Source organism: Paenibacillus sp. SN-8-1, from assembly GCF_050995535.1.
Classification (GTDB): domain Bacteria; phylum Bacillota; class Bacilli; order Paenibacillales; family Paenibacillaceae; genus Fontibacillus.
This window is the reverse complement of sequence record NZ_CP194782.1, coordinates 548527-571478: the sequence shown is the minus strand read 5'-3', so window position 1 is coordinate 571478 and position 22952 is coordinate 548527. Positions and strand designations below refer to the sequence as shown.

Genomic DNA, 22952 nt, shown 5'->3' with positions numbered 1-22952 from the left:
GCTTTCACAACTCTCACTCCTCTAATTTATTATTGTTGTACTACAGTCTCTGCCGACAAAAAAGTCACAGATTCGTATGCTTTATTGTGTTCTTCCATCCCTCCTTTTCACAAAACTATGAAAAGCGATGTAATTTCCATGAAGTAAATTTTTTCCTATAATTACAGTAAATCCAGCATGGTTTTATGTAAATAGTTAAAAAGTAACAAATTCTATATGAATAACAGGAATTTATAATAAAAGAAATCTTCTGAGACAGTCGACATTCGCTGCTAGAGATTTAATAGAACACTTTTTTTATAAGGGTATTTTAATAGACATCCACAACTAAGCGCAGGGGCGCCATATCCCACTTTTTACTCATTCACCCCCTCCAAATCACCTAGATCTCATATAGCTTCGGATTACTGGTTCCATATCAGCATCAATATCTTGTTCACAATTAAGAGGATGGCTAGTATAAGGGCCATTTTATGAGCTCCAACTGCATACAACGCGGCAGCAGACAAGCCGAACACAACCAATTCGAGGACAAAGTAGGCTGCCCCACCAAGTGGATAGCTGGCTTTAGGAGAGCCGAACAAGCCCCATAATACAGCGGCCGCAATCGGCGTTCCGAGACCGAGCAGAAACTTTAGAGCAGCGTGATTTCCCGTATGAAAACCCCAATACCCATATGCAGCTAATGCCGCCAGCTCCAGCAGAAATCTTAAGACCAAATTCAACGATTGGATGATCACCATACTAACCGCCCCCCAAAACTAATATTGTTAGTTTTATAGTAACTAATGTCATTAGTTTTGGCAATAGATTCATGACCAACTGTTGACTGAGTCGCCGAAAAATTACCCATAACAGCATAAAATAAAGGGTGTCCCCAAAGGTCCTTAGACCTTGAGACACCCTTCTTAATACTCAGTGACTGGGAACTACTGCGCACTTAGATTATCCCAGTTCCGCTGGAATTGTTCGTACATCTCTTCCTTGTTGATTTTACCGCCAATATAGGCCTGCATGCTGCTTGCGAACTCGGGCGACATGCCGTTCGGGAAGCGGAACCAGTTCCACGTCAAAGCCTTACCAGCATCCGTATATTTCAGCACCTCCATACCCAGCTGCCCGAGGTCCTCCTCCCGGCCTTTAATACTGTCGAACGCCGGAATGAACTTGAACTCCTTCGTAATATAGCTTTTGCCTGTCTCCGAGGTAACCAGCCAGTTCAGGAACTCCTTGGCTTCTTTCTTCACCGGAGAGTTCTTGTTCACGACCCAGTTGTTCGGAACACCTACGAACAGCTTGTCATTCTTCGGATCATTGTTAATCGGTATAGGCAGGATCCCGAGATTCAGCTTTGGATTAATGCCGTCAATTTGACCCTGGGTCCAGTTCCCCTGCTGCATCATAGCCGCCTTGCCGCTGGCCACCATAGTGACCTGGGTGTTGTAATCGGTCGTTAACGGATTGTCATTACCGTACTTCAGGGTAAGATCAAAGAGGTTCGACCATTCCTTGACTACCTCATTATCCGAGAATTTCTCGGTGCCATTGTTGAGCCCTTTAATGAAGGCTCCCGGGTCCTTCTGGTAAGCAAAGGCCAGATTGATATTGTGGTTCCCAAGGACGAAGGATTCCTGATACCCGTTGGCAAAAGGGACAATGCCTGCGGCCTTAAGCTTCTTCGCGGCCTCCTCAAGCTCTGTCAGTGTCACAGGGATTTGTTCGATTCCCGCTTTCTTGAACAAGTCCTTGTTATAGATAAACCCATAACCTTCAAGGTTCATCGGCTGACCATACAGATGCCCGTTCTTGGTCATCGGCTCCTTCGCAATCGTCTTGACGTCCTTCACCCAGGGCTCACCCGACAGATCCTCCAGATAATCCTGCCACATGTCCAGTTCCCGGTAGCCCCCAATATTGAAAATATCCGGTTCCTTGCCCGAAGAGAACTTGGCCCGAAGCGAGGCCCCATAATCACTGCCTCCTCCAACGGTCTGAATGTCCAGCTTCACTCCCGGATGCTCTTTCTCGTACTGTACCTTTAAGCGGCTCATCGCCTCGGAGATTTCAACTTTGAACTGAAAAATGTGCACGGTCTTCGTACCGCCGCCGTCCTCATTTCCGCCCTTACCGCAACCGGTGGCGGTCAAGGCGGTTATGACCAGAAGCGCGAGTCCTCTCGCCCAAGCTTTCATATCATGCAACCTCCCCTTTTCCCGAATCTATATACTGCGTGGAATGCTTGGACTCTCGGTCGCTGTTGTCACCAGATTTCTTGATTCATACCGTAGTACGGATGAAATCTGGAGACAAAGGCGATCACTTCGTTCCTACAGTTCCAAGCTTCCCCTCCGCTGCGCCTACCCTTTTACCGAGCCTTGAGCAATTCCTTCAATAATGTACTTCTGCATCGCCAGGAAGAAGATGACCACGGGCGCGATGCCCAGCACGAGTCCCGGCAGCGCCAGATCCCACTGCTTCGTGAACTGCCCGAAGAAAGCGTAGGTCGCAATGGGGATCGTTCGCATCTCTGGACTTTGCAGAATGAGGGACGGCATCAAATAGTCGTTCCAGATCCACAGCGTATTCAGAATAATTACCGTTACGATGATCGGCTGCATTAAGGGAAGTACAATCCGGAAGAAGATGCCGAAAGTCGAGCTTCCATCCACCCGGCCCGCTTCCTCGATGTCTACAGGCACCGTCTTCACAAATCCGTGCAGCAGGAAGACGGTAATCGGGGCTCCGAAGCCCAGATAACATAGAACTAAGCCTGTTCGCGTATCCATAACGCCAAGCATACTGACCACCTTCACCAGAGGAATCATCAGCGACTGGAACGGGATGACCATAGCCGCAACAAATGCTCCATACAGCAGCTTGTTAAAGAGCGTGGCGTGACGCACCATCCGGTAAGCGGCCATTGAACACATCAGAACCAGCAGGGCATTACTGATAATGGTAATAATCAGCGAATTGCCGAACGCCTGCGGGAACGTCGTCTTCGTCCAGGCTTCGGTATAGTTGCTCCATTTGTATGCGGCTGGCCAGCCTGCCGAGTTCGTCAGAATTTCGCCGAATTCTTTGACCGAATTGACCAGCAGGAAGTAGAACGGAATCAGAAAGACCAGACCGAGCAGAATAAGGATGATTTCAATCAGGAAATATGATGAACGATACTTTTTGATGGTATCCATTAGACCTCAACCTCCCTGCTCTTGGTCGCCCGGACCTGAAGAATCGAAATAATAGCCACTATAATGAAGAAAATAATCGCTTTCGCCGAGCCCATACCAAATCGGCTGATGTTAAAAGCTTCATTGTAAATGTTAAGCGCTACCGATTCGGTGGATTTGAACGGTCCACCCTTGGTTAGCGACAGGTTCAGGTCGAACAGCTTGAACGACCAGGAGATCGCCAGGAAGAGACAGACTGTCACCCCCGGCATGACTAGCGGAAGAATAATATGGCGCAGCACCTGCTTGCGGCCTGCCCCGTCTACCTTGGCGGCTTCGGTCAGCGAACGGGGGATCGCTCCGAGCGAGGAGATATAGATGACCATCAGATAACCTGAGTTTTGCCAGATAAAGACGATCACAATGGCCCAGAAGGAAGTTGCTTCCGTTCCAAGCCAAGGAAGGCTGAAGAAGGGTCCTCCTATCGACTGGAATCCACGAACGAAGATGAACTGCCAGATGAACCCGAGCAGCAGCCCCCCAATGACATGCGGCATGAAGAACACAGTACGCATAACATTTCTTGTGGCCAGCGGCTTGGTCAGCAAATAAGCAAGCGTAAAGCCCACCAGATTGGTCAGAACTACGCCAAGCACCGTGAACTTGACCGTGAACCAGAAGGAATTCAGGAAATCGGGGTCTTTTGTGAAGATATGAATATAGTTGTTCAGTCCAACCCAAGTGACATGCTTAGAGATTCCATTCCAGCTAGTGAATGAATAATACAATCCCAGAAAGAACGGGACTGCCACGATCAGGAAAAAAAATACTGCGGACGGTCCAACAAAAATCAGCTGATACAGCCAGCTTGAAGATTTCTTCTGATCCATGCGTTTCACCCCTCGTTATGTACTCTTTTGTTCACTTTATTACCTTTTGAATCCAGTTTTGAATCGCAAAAAAAGACCGCCCTTCATAGAAAAACAAAACTAACTCGGTCACGATAAAATCCGATGAACACACGGAACAGATGGCATTTTAAGAGAGTGCTATGGACATATCGCGGTGAATCTAAAGCAATATTGAAATCGGCTGAGTAATACTTCGGATTGGGGCCTGATAGAGACAAACAATCTGGATTAGTGAAGCTTCTAAATACTGTCGGCTATCAGAGCTTGCAAGCATTTGTTATCCTGAAGTCAACTTTAGGCAACTTGGGGTAACAGATTAACCTCCGGTTAACCTTACCTTTATGTTCTCGAAACATGGAATGCCTAATATGAAGAAATGTCCATGCGAATATTTTGTCGAAGGACTAACAAAGGCATCTATTTAGAGAGGGAGAGTTACTTTGAACAACAGTAATCTTAAGTTACGACGCTGGTTATCCATTGCGATGATCAGCAGCATGATGCTTGGTTCAGCCTTGCCTGCGGCAGGGGCTGCAGAAGAGGTAAGTTCCATTCCGTCCTCAGTGATCGCACCTAGCGGGCCAGTGGATGAAGCAGTAGTCACAGGAACATGGGGAGATGTTTCTGTGAAAGAGAATTCAGAGCAAGCGGCAAAGCCGCTCGGAACTCTGAAGATCGAGCATACACCTGCCGCAGTGATTGAACAGCATGCCGATTATCTCGTAAGCGCTGTTATTACAGAGGGAGCGGAACAGTTAACCGCTTCTGTACATTTTGCTGTAGACGGAAAGCCAGAGGAATCTGTCACCCTTACACGGACAGGAGAGAGCGTCTACTCGGCCCGCCTCAGCCAAGACAAATTGAACGGAAAAATACTGACCTATCATATCGAAGCTAGTGATGAACAGTCTGCGCCTGTAGTGTCGCCTACATACACGGTGGCTATTAACAGCACTGCCAAGCTGCTTGCAGAGCAGGTGAAAACTCCGACGCTACTCATTACGCAAGTTGTTCCGGATACAAGCAATGTTCCGGAACTTCTGCCGGACGGAACCCCATCCAGCAGCAGCTCCGTGGACGGTTATGAGTCCATTGAGGTATATAACAGTACTACCCAGGAAGTAGATTTTGGGCAGTATGATTTCTTCTATGTTAACGGTTCTACAGAGACCAAATGGGCAGTCAATCCAGGTACGGATGTAAAAATCCCGCCCCGCGAGGCAGTTGTCTTCTGGGTTCAGAACAGTAGTAACCAAGGACTGCCAGAGGATTCCTTCAATACGAATTATACCCGGGCGGATTATACCTCCTCTCTGGTGGAGGGCAAGAATCTATTCCGCCTGCAAGGCGGCAATGGCATGGCTAATACAGGAACCCGTTCCTTGATCATACGGAACAAGCAGGGTACCGATGTGGTCAAGGCCGAGTATACGATCACTAAGTCTAAAGCCAATTATGGAATTAGGTTCGGTTATCCTGTGAATGGCAGCATCAATATGAACATGGAGTCTCAGCCTGAATCCTTGCCCGCCACTCCGGGTCAGCTGCTTGAATCTCAAATTCCAACACTGCCTTCTACCCCGGAAGAGCCGGGCACTGGCAAAGTTCAGATCACGCATGTGCCTTCAGCCAGTACAGAGGGCCTGAAGGATCTGCCCATAACGGCCCAAATCCTAAACCAGGATGATCCGTCTGGAAGCGCATTGTCAGCTCAGCTGCTGTATAAGACTCCTTCACAGGCGCGGTATACGGTTATTCCATTCCCCCGAAAAGGCGGAAATGAATACTCGGCAATCATTCCGGGTGCTGCATTGTCTGAATCCAAGCTGGATTATAAGATTCGGGTGAATTCATCTGAACAGGCATACTCAGTCGATGTGAACCTGCCTGCGTTCGACCCATCCAAAGCTCCGGCCCTGCTTGTTACGAAGGTGGTTCCTAATACCACCGATGTGCCTGGGACATCAACGGATGCGTATGAATTTATTGAGGTTTACAATAATACGGACCAGCCGTTAGATTTTAATAACTATAAGGTCTACTACAGGTACCCGGACTCGGGAATTCAAGCCGATGTGAAGTGGCCTTCCAATAAGGAGCAATTTCTGATTCCTGCCGGGAAGTCGGTTGTTTTCTGGATTAAGAATGGGGCAAATGGCGGTTATACGGCCGATGATTTCAACACATTTTACCAAACCTCCCTCGTACAGGACAGTAACCTGTTCACCATTGAGAGTGGAGGAATGGCCAACTCCGGCCGCCGGGCCATTGTGATCAAGACGAACACGGAGAAGGAAGTCTCTGCCGCTTATTATGATGCGGATACAGTGTATGAGGGCGGCACCAAAGGTGACGAAACCAAAGGAAACACCGCGCTTCTGTATAAATATCCGGTCATCGGTACCACGATGATCAAGATGAGCTCAGGGCTGGTTAAAGCTGTTCCTGGTGTGGACAGCGAGGCTGTACCCTCCACTCCCGTACATGTTGAACCAGATCTTCAAGCACCTACTGTGAAGGACTTAACCGGAATAACAGCCATTGATCAATCCAAGGGCATTGATCTCAAGGTGGATGTAAGGGATGACAAGCAGGTCGTCTCCGTTAAAATTTACATTAAATCCGATAAACAGCAGGATTATGTGGAACACAATCTGGCAGAGGACTATGGAGACCGTCTGTACCATTACAAATTATCCTCTGCGGATTTGATCGGCAGAAAGTCTCTTAAGTACTATTTCACCGCTTCAGACGGGACCCATGTTACGGATTCGGAGATCAAGGCCGTGTCCATAACCGGGGGACCAAGCCATGAGGCTCTTCGCTTGAACCTCAAGGATGGAGATTTGGTTAAAGACATCCTTACGTTGAAAGGGGCTGCCCAGGAGACAGCTCCGGATACATTGAAGCTCAGCATTGATGGCAAGGAAATGTCTACGGGAACACATGCGGCTCTTGAGCATGATGCGTATTTCGTCTTTGATGCCAAGAATGTTGATTATTATTTTAAGAATGCGGTGACGATGGGTGAACCTGTTCCGGGTAGTGAAGATAAGACAATCCTGTACACTTTTATGGATCCTATCCCAGCTTATACAACCCTCTCCTATCCGATTGATGCCGACCGGTTGAAGCTCGGAGCTGACAATGTCATATATATCCGGGCTGGGTCGAAATCCTCCCCATTTGATCCAAGGCCGGATGAGAATAAAGATGACTTCGAGATCAGAAATGTGCATCTCCTATTAGCCGACGGTACGGAGATATGGGATCCTGCGTACAGCACACCTGACAAGGAAATTAAAATGGGTGACAGCTCCGGGAAGTCGGAATCCATTGGCTTCCGATTTAACCTGACACCACCCATGTTCCAAGCCAAAGCATATCGCTGGGATACCAAAGACTATGCGGATGGTATGCATCAAGTACAGGTTGAGAATCAGGGTATGTCATTAGCAGCCAAGGTCACTGTGGATAATACGCCTCCATCCATTAAACCAAACATGGAAGAGGGCAAGGAGTACCGTGGAGCATTTACGATCAATGCCGAAATCGAAGATAAATTTGCCGGTGTGGATCAAGTGGAAGTAAAGCTTGACGGCCAGGTCATTCACCTGCCATATGCAACAACGTCAGGGACCATGAAGCCGGGATCTCATGAATTATCCATTCAGGCCGCAGATGAAATTGGCAACACCACACAGAAGAAGGTGACATTCAAGGTTCCGAATGAGAATCCTCTGGCTCCTGAACTGGTTGCACCGGCTCAAGGGCAGAGCAGTCTTGGGACGTACGCCAAACTAACTGTTAAGGTGCAAGATCCTACAAATGACCGTCTTAAGGTTAGTTTTTATAAAGGATTCAAGTATGATGGCAACCGTACTGAAGGATTCACAGGGTATAAGAATGCGTCTGTAACCGAACCTCCGAAGGAGAAAGTTCCTGGTGGCGAGCAAGCCTTGACGGGCGAAGAATATGCCCAAATCAGCAAGGTAGACGGCAAATATTTGATTAATGATTCTGACGAGAAGTTTCCATATCAACGGTTTGAAGTTAAGCTTGACCCTACCGTGAAGTCTAAAGATCAAGTGGAAATCGAATGGAAAGGAAAGTCGCTCGAAGGTCGGAAAGTGAGCCTGTACGCCTGGAGCAAGTCTTCGGACAAATGGGAGCAGCTTGATCATGTGATTGCCGGAAGTGAGGATTTCGAATTAAAAGCCATGGTTACCGCTGGAGAGTATGCGGATGGTCAGGTTATTCAAGTGTTGGTGCAGGACGAAATCGCCTCTCCCTCCTCTGCTAAATCAGGGCCGATTAGTGAAGATCCGTATGATTTCTCATTCGTATGGATGTCCGATACACAGTATTATTCACAAAGCTTCCCCTACATTTATCAGAAGAATGTGAAGTGGATTGCGGACAACAAGGACAAGATCAACCTGAAGTATGTGATCCATACGGGAGATATTGTAGATAAATCGTATCAGGAATATCAATGGCAGGAAGCCGATAAGGACATGAAGGTGCTTGAAGATGCCAGTATTCCTTACGGGGTTCTTGCGGGGAATCATGATGTGAATCATCAGGAGAACGACTATTCGAAATATTGGGAGTATTTCGGTGAATCCCGGTTCAAGAATATGCCTACTTTCGCCGGCTCTTATGAGAACAACCGTGGACATTACGATCTCGTGTCCGCCGGAGGAAATGACTTTATTATTGTCTATATGGGCTGGGGACTCGGAGATAAGGAAATCGAATGGATGAATGAAGTCGTATCCAAATATCCGGAGCGGAAGGCGATTCTCTGTCTGCACGAATACATGCTGGTATCGAACAACCGGGCACCCATTGCGGATAAGATCTATGAGAAAGTGGTTATCCCGAACAAGAATGTGTTCGCCACGCTCTCGGGCCATTACCATGATGCTCAGTTAAAAGTGGATGAGATTGATGATAACGGCGACAAAGTACCTGACCGCAAAGTCTATCAAATGCTGGCCGATTACCAAGGCGCACCAGAAGGCGGACTTGGGTATATTCGCCTGATGCAGTTCGACATGAAGAATAACAAGCTTCACATCAAGACATATTCTCCTTACTTGGATAAATACAACTTCTATGATCCGGCCGAAAATCCGAAGTATCAGGGCAAGGACGAATTCTCTCTTGATCTGGATCTTCAGCCGAGCACCAAACGTGTGGCCACCGATTATTTCGGCGTAAGAGTTTACACGGATCAGCTGATTGGAAGCAACCAGAATGTTGAGAGCGGCAGCAAGACTTCAGCCAATTGGAACACCCTTCAACCAAACAGTTATTCCCAGTGGTATGTGAAAGCGGAAGACGACTTCAGCGGCAGTACACTGTCTGACATCTGGGGATTCTACAGTGGTACGGAAACTGAAGGTGGAGGATTGCCGAGCAATCCGGGGAACAGCTCGTCCGAAGGCAAGTCACCGACTCCTGTCCCCCCTGTACAGCCAACCTTGCCGGGAGCTAAGGGAGGCGTTATTGAGGTGAAGGCATCAGGGGACGGGACTTACCCAATCACCGACGAGGCTATGAAGAAAGCCGCATCGGAGGCCACAGACGGAAAAGTTCAAATTGAGCTGAAAGGTTCAGCTGGTGGGCAGATGAGCTCGAGACTAGTTATGAATACCGCTGCTCTACAGAGTGTCACAGACCGTAAGTTGACCATTGAGATCATCTCACCATCAGCTACTATAACATTGCCTGGATCATCCCTGCCTGAGGGCATCACGAAAGCCGATAAGCTGGTTGTAGATATCGACACGACCGTGAATTCAAGTATAAAAGCTAGTCTGGCGATGGCCTCCGGTGGCCTTGGGGAGTTCACTTCGAAAGGATTGGTCTTTACGCTGGGGATGACTCTTATCAAGGGGCAATCCGAGGCAGCAATCCATCAATTGAGCGGCCCTGTTACGATCACTCGGACGCTGACAGATGAGCAGAAAAGACAACTTGATCCGGATTATGCCGGCGTATATAAGTTAAATACCGGAAAAGCACAATACATCGGCGGTCAGTTTAGCGGATCAATAGTAAGCTTCACAACCGATCAACTCGCCGAATTCGCCGTAATGGAATATCATAAAAAGTTCATAGATCTCACAGGTGGATGGGCCGATGAGTTTATCACCAAGCTGGCAGCTAAACATATCATTACAGGAATAGACGAGTCACGATTCGGACCTCAGCAAGATATAACCCGTGCGGATTTTGCGATTCTTGCGGTACGATCATTAACGAAGCAAGCTTCAGAACCCAATACCTTTTTTGAAGATGTAACCTCGAATGCTTACTTCTCAGGATATGTGGCTAAGGCGGCGGACCTGGGGATTATGCAGGGAAGCGGCGGGAAATTCCGACCCATGGACCCGATTACCCGTGAAGAGGCGGCCGTTGTTCTCATTAATCTGGCTGGAAATATGAAGATAACGCTACAGACGAATGAGATCCCGACTACTTTTGCCGATGCAGCTCAGATCTCCGGCTGGGCGAAATCAGCCGTGGGCCAAGCTCAAGCGCTAGGCCTGATCAATGGCAAGGGAGGAAACCGTTTTGATCCGAAGGATCAGGTAACCCGGGCTGAGCTTGCCAAAATGCTCTACAAATTGCTTAATTATCCGTCAAGCACGAACTAATATTAGATCGCACAAAAGAGACCCCGCGGGGTCTCTTTTGTATTAACCTTCAAGGAGTAAAAAAGACCGCCCTTCATAGGCGGGCGGTCATGTATCTAATAATATGGCTATTAGCGACGGCTATTCAGCTGCTCTTCTCTCACTTCTGGCGATCCGCTGCGTTCTACACGCGCTTCTTCCTTGCGGATTACATCCTGCACCTGCTCGGTGTCTTGAACCTCGCGCTTGCGGGCTTCGATCTCACCAGTTACCACATTTTGTTTGTTCACTTCTACCTTCTCTTCACTAACCGGAATGCGGATCGTCTCATCCTTGCCGATCGGTTGGTCGGTTACCCCATCCTTTACCGCTCTGCGCTCGATCACAACCTCTTCATGAGTAACAGGAACATTGATGGTCTTCTGCTCCTCAACAACTTCCTTGTGGATCTGAACCTCGCCTGTCTGAACACGGTTTTTGTCTACCTTCAGTTGTTCCTCATGAAGCTGCAGCTTGTCGGACTCCCGCTCAGCAGATAGACGATCTGCTGCCGAGGAAGTTCCCGTAGTATCCACTTCGTTGTATACAGGCTGGGTGCCTGTGTCTGTAGCACTCAGATGCGTCCCAACCACATCTTGGGTAGTAACATTAGTGCTATCTTGATATTTATTATAATAATGAGCATTTAGGGAGTTGTTATCACGGAAGATCTGATATACTTTCCCCTCCTGGGTAGGATGAGCGTCAACCATAACCAGAATACGGCCATCATTAACCATAGTGTCGTATTCCTTCGCTTCCTCCTCTGGAATGCCCAGTCCGACCAGACCGCCTACAAGGCCGCCTGCTCCAGCACCTACAGCCGCACCAGTTAATGCCGCTGCAATTGGACCGGCAGCTACGATCGGTCCGATGCCGGGAATGGCGAGTGCGCCCAGACCCGCAAGCAGGCCGGTAACGCCTCCGAGAATCCCGCCTGTAGCAGCACCTGTCGCTACACCTTCAGGCGCTTTGGTACCTGTCTCATCACTGATTGCGGATATATCACGCTTATCTTTGGCTACGATGGAGATATCTTCTGCCTTGAAACCTTGACGTTTTAGTTCCTCAATCGCATTCGTTGCCTCATTGTCGTTTCTAAATACGCCTACAATTTTCTTAGTCATGTTGGTTACCTCCAGGTTGTTCGTAATTTTGTAGTTGGCTCCGCTATGACGAATCCGGTATAAGGAAAGAGCTAAGCAGTGATAGCTTAGTACATTCCATATAGGTAATTCGCCAGGCGTAACATGTAATTAACCACTACCCGGGGAGCTAAACATGAGATTCGCACTTCTATATGGATTGAACTAGAAACTGGACAATGTTCATTCCCTTATCCGGCTTAAGCTTCTTCCTTCCCCTCGGTTATCAAATAGACATTGGAGAAATTCGGCCGGAGCACAAATAAGCCGCTTGTAAGGCGGCTTATTTGCCCAGTTACTGCTGGTTCAGCGGTGCTTCCTGACCTGCTCCTCATGAAGCCGGTGAAGCTCCTTCTCCTTGTTCTCCGCAATCGACACAACGGCCTCAGGGTCTGCTGGCACATCCTTTTCATTGTACCAGGGCATGTTCTCCTGATCCGCCCTACTAACATGGGTTCCGACTACTTCCTGCTCCTCGGTCCTATCAGACGAATTGTTGTTACTATAATACTCGGAGTTCAATGAATTATTGTCCCTGAACACCTGATAAATCCCGTTCATTTGGTAAGGCTCGGCCTCAATAATAACTAGAATACGCCCCTCGTTGACTCTGGCATCATATTCATGAGCTTGTTCCTCTGGAACCCCGAGGCCGATAAGTCCGCCTGCCAGTCCACCTGCACCAGCCCCAAGAGCCGCCCCTGTTAGAGCAGCTCCAATAGGGCCCGCTGCAAGAATTGGCCCTATCCCTGGAATCGCCAGAGCTCCAAGTCCAGCTAGCAGTCCCGTCACGCCACCGAGTACACCGCCTGCTGCGGCGCCAGTGGCTATGCCTTCGGGTGATTTGGTTCCCGTCTCTTTGTTAATTGAACTCACATGACGTCTGTCTTTGGCTACAATCGAGATGTCCTCCGCTCCAAACCCCTGATCCTTTAACTCCTGTATTGCACTTGTTGCCTCATCCTCGGTCTGAAATACACCTACAATTTTCTCGGTCATGTTATTAACCTCCAGATGTGCCTCTATTTAAGTAAGGCTCGCAAGTATTTGTAATGTATTTAACCAGCCTCCATGGAGCTAAACTTAAGGTTGTAACATCGACGCGCCTGAAGTCACTTGGACCAGCCTGATGGCAAGAATTGTGTAAAATAAAAACCTACAGATTGAACAATATAAAAGCTTCCAATACACCCAAGGAGGCTACACAAACATGAAAAAGCTTATTGCAACTATCGCATCGCTGGCAGTGCTTCTAAATGCAGGTATGGCAGTAACTTCCGCCTCAGCTGCAGAGGAAACCGGACACAAGAAGAGCCAGACGAAAGTCCATACCCAAAGCACCCACAAACACAAAGCTCCTGCTAAGCACAAAGCGCATGCTGCACACAAAGCTTCAAAAATTCATGCAAAAAGCAAAAGCCATGCCAAAAAGCTTCATGCGAAGAGCATCGGTGCTAAAAGCCTGAAGACAAAAGCAACAAACCAAATGCCTAAAACAGGCTTCGGCGGTGCCAGCGAACAAATGGAATAGGGAGGACAAGAGAGGAGGTTTTTTATCCTCTCTTTTTTAAAATGAACAATATCCGTGTGGTCCTCATCATCGTAGGTGTATTTTTTCTTGTGTCCTGTGCAGGCTGCTCCTCTCCGGCCAAGCCGGAAGCTCACTCTAAGCCAAGAATTCTAACATCCGAAATTAAACAACCTGTACAAAAGGTTAAAAAGCAGCCAGAACTCGCAGTAAGCAGCTGGATCAGCCGCTTCAAAGGAATTACCCCTTCTCACATCAGCATCCCTGCTGTTCATATAGAGGCTAGAATCGAACCTGTCGGATTTTTGGAAAATGGACAAATGGACGTCCCCAATAGAACGGATCGTGTAGGCTATTTAGCCTCCGGAGTATTCCCGGGCGCAGCAGGGAATGCTATTATGGATGGCCATGTCGATACCTATACGGGTCCAGCCGTCTTCTATCCGTTGAAAAAACTTAAAAAAGGGGATTCCGTCTACATCTCCAATGACAATGGGGATAAGCTTCGCTTCATTGTACAATCCGTTAATTATTACCTAACTGAAGACGCACCAGCGGAAGCGATCTTCGGTCCGTCTTCCAATCATGGGCTTAATCTGATTACTTGCGCAGGCCGTTACAGCAGAAGCCGTCGTGAGGATGAAGGAAGGCTTGTTGTGTATACCAGGTTGTATAGCAGCAAGCATACCGGACATGACTAAACACACTTAGGGAGTACACAACCGTGCAACGAATTCTAAAGGCTCATCTTATTGTCTTCTTTGTCCTGTCGCAGCTTGCTGGAATCGGTTCGCCGTCGCGGGCATATGCTGAATCCTCTGAGCGTGAAGGTATTACCAAGTTTCTGCAGGAGCTGTTTGAAGACCGCACCAAACTGCTTCTCGATCATAATAAGGCCCTTATAGAGGATCATTACCTACGGGATAACCCCTATAGCCGTCATGCCTTGAGCCATGAAATGGAGCGGGCAGAGTATATTCAGGTTTGGGCCAAGGAGCGAAGAGCGAAATTTGTAAATGCCGAGAGCTCCATCCGAATTGTCCGTTTGAAGGTTGAGGGCGAGACCGCCAAGGTGTCTCTGGTGCAGTCTTTAAAATTAGGCTATGAGTATATAGATAAGTATCCCGGCCACCATGACTTTGGAATTGGAACCCGGCATGCGATCAAGCTGCACAAACATAATAACGTCTGGTATTTGGAACGCGAGTGGTATCTGGACCCTCTTGAGGAGAATCCGAAATTGATCCAGAAATGCGATCTGAACTTCATACCCGTAAAGACTCCTATGCATCCTAAAGAAAATTCCAAGTATAACCGCCTGCGCGCGGTAGAATACGCCAACAAATATGCCGGAAGCGCTTGGGGTGCCGGGAACAAGCACCGCTATAATCCGAAGTATAAAGATTACAATTCCCAAGGAGGAGACTGTACTAACTTTTCATCCCAAGTCATCGGTGATGAAGAGGGCGGCGGGCTTCGAATGAGAGGGAGTTGGCGCTATTACTATAAAAATGGCGGAACCGGGTCCTGGGTGAGAACGGACAGCTTTAAGAGCTTTCTGGTTCATTCCGGCTATGGAACCGTGGTCGCACATGGGGACTTTGCAAAAATCGTAAAATTCGCGAATCATGTCCAGCAGGACGAGTCCCAGCTACACAAGCTTCAGGCGGGGGATCTAGTCGCTTACGAAATCAAGGGGGACATTGACCACTTCTCGATTATTGTGGGCTTTGATCAAAGCGGGTATCCGTTAGTCAACTCGCACACAGCAGACCGTTTTCAGGTTCCCTTTGATTTAGGCTGGGATAAATATACCAAGTACCAGATTATTCACATTCGGGATTGAATAGCTTCTCTTCGTTCATAACCCAAAGACTACTGTCATAAGATTTATTGGACAGCCGTCTAACGGGGAGGACCGAAATTGAAGCTACCTCTGCTAGTCAAGCAAACTCTTCTGAGAGCCAATACGATGATTGTCGTGAAATCGGTTGGGCTATTCGGTAAAGTATTTATCACAAGAACCATGGGAGTAGAAGGAATGGGACTGTATCAGCTCACCTATTTCTTTTATGCCCTGGTTCTTATGATTATTTCCGGAGGACTACCCACCGCTCTAGCTATGTATATCTCGAGCCATCCCTCCAGGGGCTGGGCATTATTCAAGAAATTCTCCGTCATCGTGCTATTGATCGGAGCGATATGCAGTTTACTGACCTATTCCTTGTCCTCCAGGATTGCCTCCCTGCTTCATTATCCCCAGCTTGATTTTGCCATACAGTGCCTTGCACCGGCTATCTTTGCTGTTCCCCTGCTCAGCTTGCTTAGAGGATACTTACAGGGCCTCGAGAAATATGGAATTATTGCCTTGTCCGAGCTTGTTGAACAGTTGGTTCGTATAGGCTCATTAGTTATTCTTATCCCTATCTTTATAAGTTCCGGGCTCCAGGTGGCTGTAGGTGCGGCCATCCTTGGAACCTCGCTTGCAGCTATACTGGCATTCGCTTTTATCATTGTCATGATGAAGTACAAGCAGCACGGCGGCTCCCTCTCCGCCGCCCTCCCGGATATGAACTCCGGCTTCCTGACCGTAGCCAAAGTATCTCTGATGATTACCCTTACCCGCCTGCTTGTTCCAGCCTCTGACTTTGTGGATGCGATGATTATTCCCCAAAGACTGCAGGCTTCCGGACTTTCTTCCGGGGAGGCCGTGCAAATGCTCGGTGTTTTCTCCGGTATTGCATTAGTTGTGGCCTACATGCCTACGTTATTTACCGCTGCGCTTACACATACGCTTACGATGAGAATCTCATCGGACTGGATTAATGAGAGATTTCAACACTTCTATGAAAAAAGAAACAAGGCCATCAACCTCACCTGGGTGTGGGGCTGGGTCTCAAGCTGGTTTATTTTTAACTTTTCTCCTGAGATAGCCCAGTTTTTATTTCGAGTTCCCAGCGCGGAGACGTCGATCAAGCTCTTGTCCCTGCTCCCGCTTATCGTAGGATTTCGGGAAATAACAACCAGCCTATTGTGGGCCCAAAATCAAAAAAGAGCCCCTTTGATAGGACTGGCATTCGGCATCATGACGAACTTTTCAATTCTATATGTTGTGGCTGCTCAGCCTGGACTAGGATACTTAAGCATGTCTCTGGGGGTCATAGCCATGGAGCTGATTGCCACCCTTTGCAACTTCAAGGTACTGCGGCTGTTTCAATATTTCAAATCCCGTATCGTGTTGTTTCTGCTCGATCTGTTATACTTTGAGCTCCTTATTATTGTGTGCACATGGTGTTCCAACATGATGCTGAACTATCAGCCTTACAGCATAATAGCAGAGCTTCTCTTGTATCTCATCGGCTCTGCCCTATATATAAAGTTTCGCTTTAAAGGTCTGTTAAAGGATTAATACACACTCTCGCCTATTCGTCATTGTTGTTCATTTAGAGATAGCTAACACCCTCCGGTAAGAGAGAACGCTGCGGTTACAGCTTCTCTCTCACCGACCGGAGCTTCTGCTCCGAAGAAGACGGCTTATCCCGGCGGTCATCGATCTTAATGGAGGTGGAGACACGTCCAGCTCCGGCCTGGAAAGGCGCCTCATGCAGCGCGGCAATAGCCGCGAACACCTTCTCAAGCGGCCCCTCGATAATGGTACTCATGGAGGTCAGCTCAAACTGGACTCCTTCTTGCCGCTCCAGAACACGCTGCATATCCGCGACATACCTGCTAAGGCTCGTTGACCCCGTCCCCACAGGAATAATGGTTACCTCTGCGATTGCCATGATCAAATTCCTCCCTGGTTGTTCAGCATCTTCCACCGCAAATCTTTCCCTCTATTTTAACAGTTTGCTGCTTAAAAACCAAAACTTGGTCTGAAAATTATGAAATTTTCAAGCCCCCATACATACAATTTCCTTCAAATTTCAACAAAATATTTTTGTGAAATTTATTTGAATGGCCCGGGGCCAAGCGGGATGCGGGAAGTGGACATGTCAAGTGCTTTTTATAGGTGCATTTGGATTTTCAAACCTTGTTTAACCACTAGATATTGTGTTAATGTATTTAAACAGAAACAAAATATAGTGTAAACAGGCCTTCTCATGATTAAATAACCCTAAGCGCGATTTCCCTTACAAAGACTACGATTTTACTGGTTTCAAGCATCTCAAGCCTTTCCTGAGAGGATCGCCAAGACACATCCCTGTGCCTGTTTCACGACACCAACCTCTGCAAAATGCACTGGGGTGTCCGGGTGCGAATTTACATACTTTAAGACAGCTGCACTACCTCGCATTAACGACAGGAGTACCCTGCCGGCAAGGGAGTTCCTTTTGCATCCGTATATACAAGTAAATCGAGGGGAGTAGTTAGTAATGTCCTTGGTAACCAAAGCTTTCAGCAAGCAGGATCACATCCTGGATGAGGTTATCCGGCTGGGTGAGAATATCGTCGCCAGTCGCGATCTTGAGATGCTGCGTGAGAACGCCAACCTGAACGGGGAAAGCTTCTCGGGGAAAATGAGTAAATTCGGCAGTGAATATGCGAAATGGTACGCGGACCACTTTATCATGCCCAGCCAGCTCGTGCAGGCAATCCGGGATAATATCGTGTACGTTCACGATTTGGATCAATATGCGATCGGAACTACGAATTGTATCTTCATTCCGTTTGGCAGGCTGCTTCGCCAAGGATTTAATACAGGTAATGGCAGCGTCCGGCCGCCAAATTCGATCATGACGGCTATGGCCCTTGTCGCCATCATCTTTCAATCTCAGCAAAATTCCCAGTATGGCGGGGTATCCGGCAACAAGCTGGATCATGATCTGGCTCCATATGTCGCCAAATCCTTCACCAAATCCTTCATTAAAGGGCTGGATTACTTTGAAGAGCGGGATGGGATCACGGACCTTGGGGAGATCTCGATGAGCCGCCGTGATCTAGAGGAGCGTTATCCACGGTCCTTCCGCTATGCTATGCAGGAGACCGAGAGTGAGACGCTGCAGGGCGCAGAGAGCCTTATCCACAATCTGAACACCATGTCGAGCCGGGCCGGTGGTCAGATTCCTTTTACCAGCATCAACTACGGAACGTGCACCTCACCAGAAGGCAAGCTAGTAATCGATTCGATTCTGGAAGCCACCATGAAGGGACTAGGCAGCGGCGAGACACCCATCTTCCCGATCCAGATCTTCAAATGCAAGAAGGGAATCAACCAGGCGCCCGGAGAGCCGAACTATGACTTGTTCCTGAAGGCAGCCGAGTGCTCGGCGCGCAGGCTCTATCCGAATTTCGCCAATCTGGACGCTCCCTTGAACCTTGCTCATTACGATCCGAGTGATCCGGATACCGAATTTGCAACGATGGGCTGCCGTACGCGCGTCCTGGCTGACCGGTTCGGCCGGAATCATCTGTCCGGCAAGGGGAACCTGAGCTTCAACACCTTGAATCTGGTGAAGCTTGGAATCGAGCATGGCATCGTCCTTGGACGTCGCAAGGAAGCTGATGAAGCAAGCTTTTACCGGGAGCTGGATCATTACCTGAACATTGCCATGGAGGGACTACTCCACCGCTTCCGTATCCAGTCTGCCCAGAAAGCCAAAGCCTCCGACTTCATGATGCGCGAAGGCGTATGGGAAGGCGGTGAGCAGCTCGATCCTGAGGAGCCGGTGGGAGAGCTCCTGAAGCACGGCAGCCTGTCGATCGGGTTCATCGGCCTCGCCGAGTGCATGAAAGCAATGTACGGCAAGCACCATGCCGAGGATGAGGAAGTCTATCAGAAGGCTGCCAAGCTGATTCGCTACCTGCGCAGCTTCTGTGACCGTCAGAGCGAGAAGCTGAACCTCAACGTGACGCTGTTCGCTACACCGGCAGAAGGGCTGTCCGGGAAATTCACGAAACGCGACCGTGCCCACTACGGAACTCTAAGCGGCGTAACCGACCGGGAATATTACACGAACTCCTTCCATGTTCCTGTGTATTATCCTGTTACCGCGGCCGTCAAGATCAAGCTTGAGGCTCCCTTCCATGCTCTGTGCAATGCCGGTGCGATCTCCTACATTGAACTTAATGGCAACGCCCGGGCTAACCCGGCTGCATTCTTGAAAATTATTCAGTATGCCCTGGATCAGCAGATCAGCTATTTCAGTATTAATCATCCGATCGACCGCTGCTCCGCCTGTGGGCACGAAGGAATCATCGGAGCTACCTGCCCTTCCTGCGGAAGACATGAGAACGAAGTTCATATCCGCAGGCTGCGCCGGGTCACCGGTTATCTGACCGGGGACTTCCAGACCCGGTTCAACAGTGCCAAGCAGGCTGAGGTCAGGGACCGGGTGAAGCACACCACATGAATATTTGCGGATACTCCCCGGAATCGATCAATGAGGGCGAAGGGCTGCGGGCGGCGATATTCATCAGCGGCTGCAAGCATTATTGCCCGGGCTGCTTCAGCCCGAGGACCTGGAACTTCGAGTACGGCGAGCCGTTCACTCCAGCCAGACAGCAGGAGATTATTCGGGACATTGCGGGCAATCCCCTGCTGGACGGGCTGACGATTCTTGGCGGGGATCCTTTCTTCTCCGCCCGGGAGGTCAGCGGATTCATTGATCTGCTTCATCTAGAGGCAGGCCCGGTTCCGGTATGGATCTACAGCGGGTATACCTATGAAGAATTAAGCGCTGCGTCGGATTCAGATGAATATGCGCTTCTTGGCCGCTGTGATGTACTGGTTGATGGACGTTATGTAGAAGCCCTCCGCGACCCTTCCCTTCTATACCGGGGAAGCTCCAATCAGCGGCTTATCGACATTAAGCAAAGTCTTGAGCATGGAGAAGCCATACTGTGGCAATCGGTATTCACCAAGTAAGTTCGTTGGAACACATAACGAGTAAGTTCGTTGGAACACATAATTAGAATCCGGCAGACTGCCTGAATACAAATAACGGCAGCAAAGTCTTTAATTCTTTCTTTATCGTCAACCATCTTTCTAGTATAATTGCTTCTTGTGGTCCTTTTTTCCTGGGGGCGCGTTATTTTTGCCAGAATCAGATTATTCATTACAGTTTCTAACATTTACCGAGCTGTAATTTTACCAAAGCATACATTTTATTTCATTAGAAAGTAGGGATTCTTTTCTATGCCATCCTTCGTCAATAAACCGAACAACCGTCAACTCGCTTTCGACAATAACCGTCTGGGTATTTATGCCGACCGTATTCTCGAAGGCCTGCCTTCTCTGGATAAAGAGCGTCTGCTTCGCGGCGTCGTCTCCAAGCTTCGTCGTGATGAAGTAACAGGGGAAGAAATCAGCAATGCTTTTACCATGTCCGCCCTTGAGCTTGTAACGAAAGAAGAGCCGGACTGGAAGTTCGCAGCCGCACGTGCCCTGCTTACCACGCTGTATAAGAAAGCAGCCAATAACCGCCGCTACAAAGCTTATCCGGAAGAGCCTTACGGATCGTTCTATCATCTGATTGTCGATTTGACCAAAGCCGGCATATACAAAGAGGACCTGCTCGAAGTTTATACCAAAGAGCAGATTGAAGAACTCGGCGAAATGATCGACCCTTCGCGCGATCTGCTGTTTGACTATATCGGACTGCTTACCTTGGCTGAGCGTTACCTCGCTAACGACTTCGATGGCCGTGTGATGGAACTCCCACAAGAGCGTTACATGGTGATCGCCATGTTCCTGATGCACAAAGAGCCTGCCGAGACTCGTATGCACCTAGTGAAGGAAGCTTACTGGGCAATGAGCAATATCTACATGACCGCCGCTACACCAACCATGTCCAACGCGGGCAAAAAGGTAGCCGGACAGCTCTCCAGCTGCTTCATTGATACCGTGGATGACTCCCTTGAAGGCATCTTCGATTCCAATACCGATGTAGCCCGTCTGAGCAAAATGGGTGGCGGTATCGGGGTCTACCTCGGCAAAGTACGGGCGCGCGGTTCAGATATCCGCGGCCACAAGAATACCAGCTCTGGCGTTATCCCATGGATTCGCCAGCTGAATAACACTGCTGTCAGCGTCGATCAGCTGGGCACACGTAAAGGTGCCATTGCTGTATACCTCGACGTTTTCCATAAAGATATTCTCGCCTTCCTGGATCTGAAGCTGAATAACGGGGACGAGCGCATGAGAGCGCATGACGTATTCCACGGGGTCTGCCTTCCCGATCTGTTCATGGAAGCTGTTGAGAACCGTGACGAATGGAACCTGTTCTGTCCGCACGAAGTGAAGAAGACGATGGGCTGGAAAGACGCGAATGGCCGTCCACTGGGTCTGGAAGACTTTTATGATGAGGAATTTGGCAAAGGCGCTTTCCGCGAGAAGTACGAGGAAGCCGTGGCGCATCCTACACTTTCCCGGATTACGGTACAGGCTATCGACATCATGAAACGGATTATGAAATCCCAGCTGGAGACCGGGACTCCTTACATGTTCTACCGGGATACCGTGAACCGTGCCAATCCGAACCGCGCACATGGTATGGTCTACTCGTCCAACCTGTGTACCGAAATCATGCAGAACCAGTCGGCAACCGTGGTTGAGCAAGAAGAGCTCGTAACCAAGGATGGACAGACACGTATCGTCATTTCCAAGATTCCTGGCGATTTCGTCGTCTGCAACCTGAACTCCATTCACCTGGCACGTGCTGTTCCAGCCGGAGTGCTTGAGCGCCTTGTTCCAATCCAGGTGCGTATGCTCGACAACGTAATCGACATCAACAATATTGAAGTGCTGCAAGCTCAATACACGAACAGTCAGTACCGTGCGATCGGACTCGGCACATTCGGTCTGCATCACCTGCTTGCCCTCGAAGGCATCCGCTGGGAATCCGACGAGGCTGTCGCTTACAATGATGCGCTGTATGAGAAGATCAACTACCTGCTTGTCCGTTCCAGCATGGAGCTGGCTAAGGAAAAAGGCCGCTATGCGAAATTCGAAGGCTCTGACTGGGATACAGGCCATTACTTCACCTACCGTCATTACACCGACGGAACCCGTGAAGGTAAATATGTAACCACGGAAGAATGGCGTGCGCTTCAGAAGGAAGTTCATGAGAACGGCGTTCGTAACGCTTGGATGTTCGCCATCGCGCCGAACGGTTCAACTTCGATTATTGCCGGTTCTACCGCAAGTATCGATCCACTGTATGAACTGCTGTCTTATGAAGAGAAGACGACTTATAAAATCGCCAATCCGGCTCCGGACCTGTCCGAGAAGACGATTTGGTACTATAAAACGGCCTTCCTGATCGACCAGAACTGGTCCATCAAAATGGCTTCCGCCCGTCAGCGTCACGTCGACCAGGCGCAAAGCTTCAACCTGTACGTGCGCCCTGACATCAAGGCTACCGAGTTCCTGAACCTGCATTTGCATGCCTGGAAAGCCGGCATCAAATCCACGTACTATGTTCGCAGCCGCGCGCTGACGATCGAGGAATGCGAGTCGTGTGCGTCTTAATCCTGAGTCCTTTTAAGGATTTTCCAACCCTCCCAAA

15 protein-coding genes are annotated in these 22952 nt (G+C 48.9%); 8 read left to right on the top strand and 7 right to left on the bottom strand.

The window, feature by feature from the left end; genetic code table 11:
- Positions 1-404: 404 nt before the first annotated feature.
- The 4 genes from ACRRNK_RS02775 to ACRRNK_RS02760 all read right to left on the bottom strand — a co-directional run bounded on the left by ACRRNK_RS02775 (position 405) and on the right by ACRRNK_RS02760 (position 4063).
- On the bottom strand, positions 405-743 hold the full coding sequence (locus ACRRNK_RS02775) for a YrdB family protein (protein ID WP_433945301.1): 339 nt from the start codon (positions 741-743) through the stop codon (positions 405-407).
- A gap of 186 nt (positions 744-929) precedes the next feature.
- On the bottom strand, positions 930-2192 hold the full coding sequence (locus ACRRNK_RS02770; protein ID WP_433945300.1) for an ABC transporter substrate-binding protein: 1263 nt from the start codon (positions 2190-2192) through the stop codon (positions 930-932).
- Positions 2193-2357: 165 nt separating this feature from the next.
- On the bottom strand, positions 2358-3194 hold the full coding sequence (locus ACRRNK_RS02765; protein WP_433945299.1) for a carbohydrate ABC transporter permease: 837 nt from the start codon (positions 3192-3194) through the stop codon (positions 2358-2360).
- Positions 3194-4063 carry a carbohydrate ABC transporter permease gene (locus tag ACRRNK_RS02760; RefSeq protein ID WP_433945298.1) on the bottom strand — a complete coding sequence of 290 codons (870 nt, stop codon included), beginning with the start codon at positions 4061-4063 and terminating at the stop codon, positions 3194-3196. The genes ACRRNK_RS02765 and ACRRNK_RS02760 overlap by 1 nt, the downstream gene beginning before the upstream one ends.
- A 461-nt stretch (positions 4064-4524) precedes the next feature.
- Here ACRRNK_RS02760 and ACRRNK_RS02755 point away from each other — a divergent pair, with 461 nt between their 5' ends.
- Complete coding sequence (locus ACRRNK_RS02755; RefSeq protein ID WP_433945297.1) at positions 4525-10752, top strand: S-layer homology domain-containing protein; 6228 nt, start codon at positions 4525-4527, stop codon at positions 10750-10752.
- A gap of 110 nt (positions 10753-10862) precedes the next feature.
- On the opposite strand, the gene ACRRNK_RS02750 is transcribed toward ACRRNK_RS02755, so the two are convergent.
- Positions 10863-11897 (bottom strand): YsnF/AvaK domain-containing protein, encoded by a 1035-nt coding sequence (locus ACRRNK_RS02750; RefSeq protein WP_433945296.1) that lies wholly within the window; start codon positions 11895-11897, stop codon positions 10863-10865.
- Between the two features lie 324 nt (positions 11898-12221).
- Positions 12222-12914, bottom strand: coding sequence for a general stress protein (locus ACRRNK_RS02745; RefSeq protein ID WP_433945295.1), 693 nt, complete (start codon positions 12912-12914; stop codon positions 12222-12224).
- A 211-nt stretch (positions 12915-13125) separates the two neighbouring features.
- Here ACRRNK_RS02745 and ACRRNK_RS02740 point away from each other — a divergent pair, with 211 nt between their 5' ends.
- The 4 genes from ACRRNK_RS02740 (at position 13126) to ACRRNK_RS02725 (ending at position 16852) form a co-directional block, all read left to right on the top strand.
- A complete protein-coding gene (locus ACRRNK_RS02740) occupies positions 13126-13446 on the top strand; it encodes a hypothetical protein (RefSeq protein ID WP_433945294.1) in 321 nt (106 codons plus the stop codon).
- A 41-nt stretch (positions 13447-13487) separates the two neighbouring features.
- The gene (locus ACRRNK_RS02735) at positions 13488-14144 is read left to right on the top strand and encodes a class F sortase (RefSeq protein ID WP_433945293.1); all 657 of its coding nucleotides are present in this window, start codon (positions 13488-13490) and stop codon (positions 14142-14144) included.
- Positions 14145-14167: 23 nt separating this feature from the next.
- Positions 14168-15289 (top strand): amidase domain-containing protein, encoded by a 1122-nt coding sequence (locus tag ACRRNK_RS02730; RefSeq protein WP_433945292.1) that lies wholly within the window; start codon positions 14168-14170, stop codon positions 15287-15289.
- A 78-nt stretch (positions 15290-15367) separates the two neighbouring features.
- Entirely contained in the window at positions 15368-16852 is a 1485-nt protein-coding gene (locus tag ACRRNK_RS02725; RefSeq protein ID WP_433945291.1) for an oligosaccharide flippase family protein, read from the top strand.
- A 76-nt stretch (positions 16853-16928) separates the two neighbouring features.
- Here the strand turns inward: ACRRNK_RS02725 and ACRRNK_RS02720 are convergent, their stop codons facing one another.
- Positions 16929-17228, bottom strand: coding sequence for an MTH1187 family thiamine-binding protein (locus tag ACRRNK_RS02720; protein WP_433945290.1), 300 nt, complete (start codon positions 17226-17228; stop codon positions 16929-16931).
- A gap of 591 nt (positions 17229-17819) precedes the next feature.
- On the opposite strand from ACRRNK_RS02720, the gene ACRRNK_RS02715 reads away from it, so the two are divergent.
- The 3 genes from ACRRNK_RS02715 (at position 17820) to ACRRNK_RS02705 (ending at position 22915) form a co-directional block, all read left to right on the top strand.
- On the top strand, positions 17820-19796 hold the full coding sequence (locus tag ACRRNK_RS02715; protein WP_433945289.1) for an anaerobic ribonucleoside triphosphate reductase: 1977 nt from the start codon (positions 17820-17822) through the stop codon (positions 19794-19796).
- Positions 19793-20311 (top strand): anaerobic ribonucleoside-triphosphate reductase activating protein, encoded by a 519-nt coding sequence (gene nrdG, locus ACRRNK_RS02710; RefSeq protein ID WP_433945288.1) that lies wholly within the window; start codon positions 19793-19795, stop codon positions 20309-20311. The genes ACRRNK_RS02715 and nrdG overlap by 4 nt, the downstream gene beginning before the upstream one ends.
- A gap of 270 nt (positions 20312-20581) precedes the next feature.
- A complete protein-coding gene (locus ACRRNK_RS02705; RefSeq protein WP_433945287.1) occupies positions 20582-22915 on the top strand; it encodes a ribonucleoside-diphosphate reductase subunit alpha in 2334 nt (777 codons plus the stop codon).
- Positions 22916-22952 lie beyond the last annotated feature (37 nt).

Excerpts from the sequence above, each read along its gene's own strand:
- ACRRNK_RS02735 (WP_433945293.1), top strand. The coding sequence starts at position 13,488 with ATGAACAATATCCGTGTGGTCCTCATCATCGTAGGTGTATTTTTTCTT.
- ACRRNK_RS02745 (WP_433945295.1), bottom strand. The coding sequence starts at position 12,914 with ATGACCGAGAAAATTGTAGGTGTATTTCAGACCGAGGATGAGGCAACA.
- ACRRNK_RS02765 (WP_433945299.1), bottom strand. The coding sequence starts at position 3,194 with ATGGATACCATCAAAAAGTATCGTTCATCATATTTCCTGATTGAAATC.
- ACRRNK_RS02775 (WP_433945301.1), bottom strand. The coding sequence starts at position 743 with ATGGTGATCATCCAATCGTTGAATTTGGTCTTAAGATTTCTGCTGGAG.
- ACRRNK_RS02770 (WP_433945300.1), bottom strand. The coding sequence starts at position 2,192 with ATGAAAGCTTGGGCGAGAGGACTCGCGCTTCTGGTCATAACCGCCTTG.
- ACRRNK_RS02740 (WP_433945294.1), top strand. The coding sequence starts at position 13,126 with ATGAAAAAGCTTATTGCAACTATCGCATCGCTGGCAGTGCTTCTAAAT.
- ACRRNK_RS02715 (WP_433945289.1), top strand. The coding sequence starts at position 17,820 with ATGTCCTTGGTAACCAAAGCTTTCAGCAAGCAGGATCACATCCTGGAT.
- ACRRNK_RS02760 (WP_433945298.1), bottom strand. The coding sequence starts at position 4,063 with ATGGATCAGAAGAAATCTTCAAGCTGGCTGTATCAGCTGATTTTTGTT.
- ACRRNK_RS02720 (WP_433945290.1), bottom strand. The coding sequence starts at position 17,228 with ATGGCAATCGCAGAGGTAACCATTATTCCTGTGGGGACGGGGTCAACG.
- ACRRNK_RS02750 (WP_433945296.1), bottom strand. The coding sequence starts at position 11,897 with ATGACTAAGAAAATTGTAGGCGTATTTAGAAACGACAATGAGGCAACG.
- ACRRNK_RS02705 (WP_433945287.1), top strand. The coding sequence starts at position 20,582 with ATGCCATCCTTCGTCAATAAACCGAACAACCGTCAACTCGCTTTCGAC.
- nrdG (WP_433945288.1), top strand. The coding sequence starts at position 19,793 with ATGAATATTTGCGGATACTCCCCGGAATCGATCAATGAGGGCGAAGGG.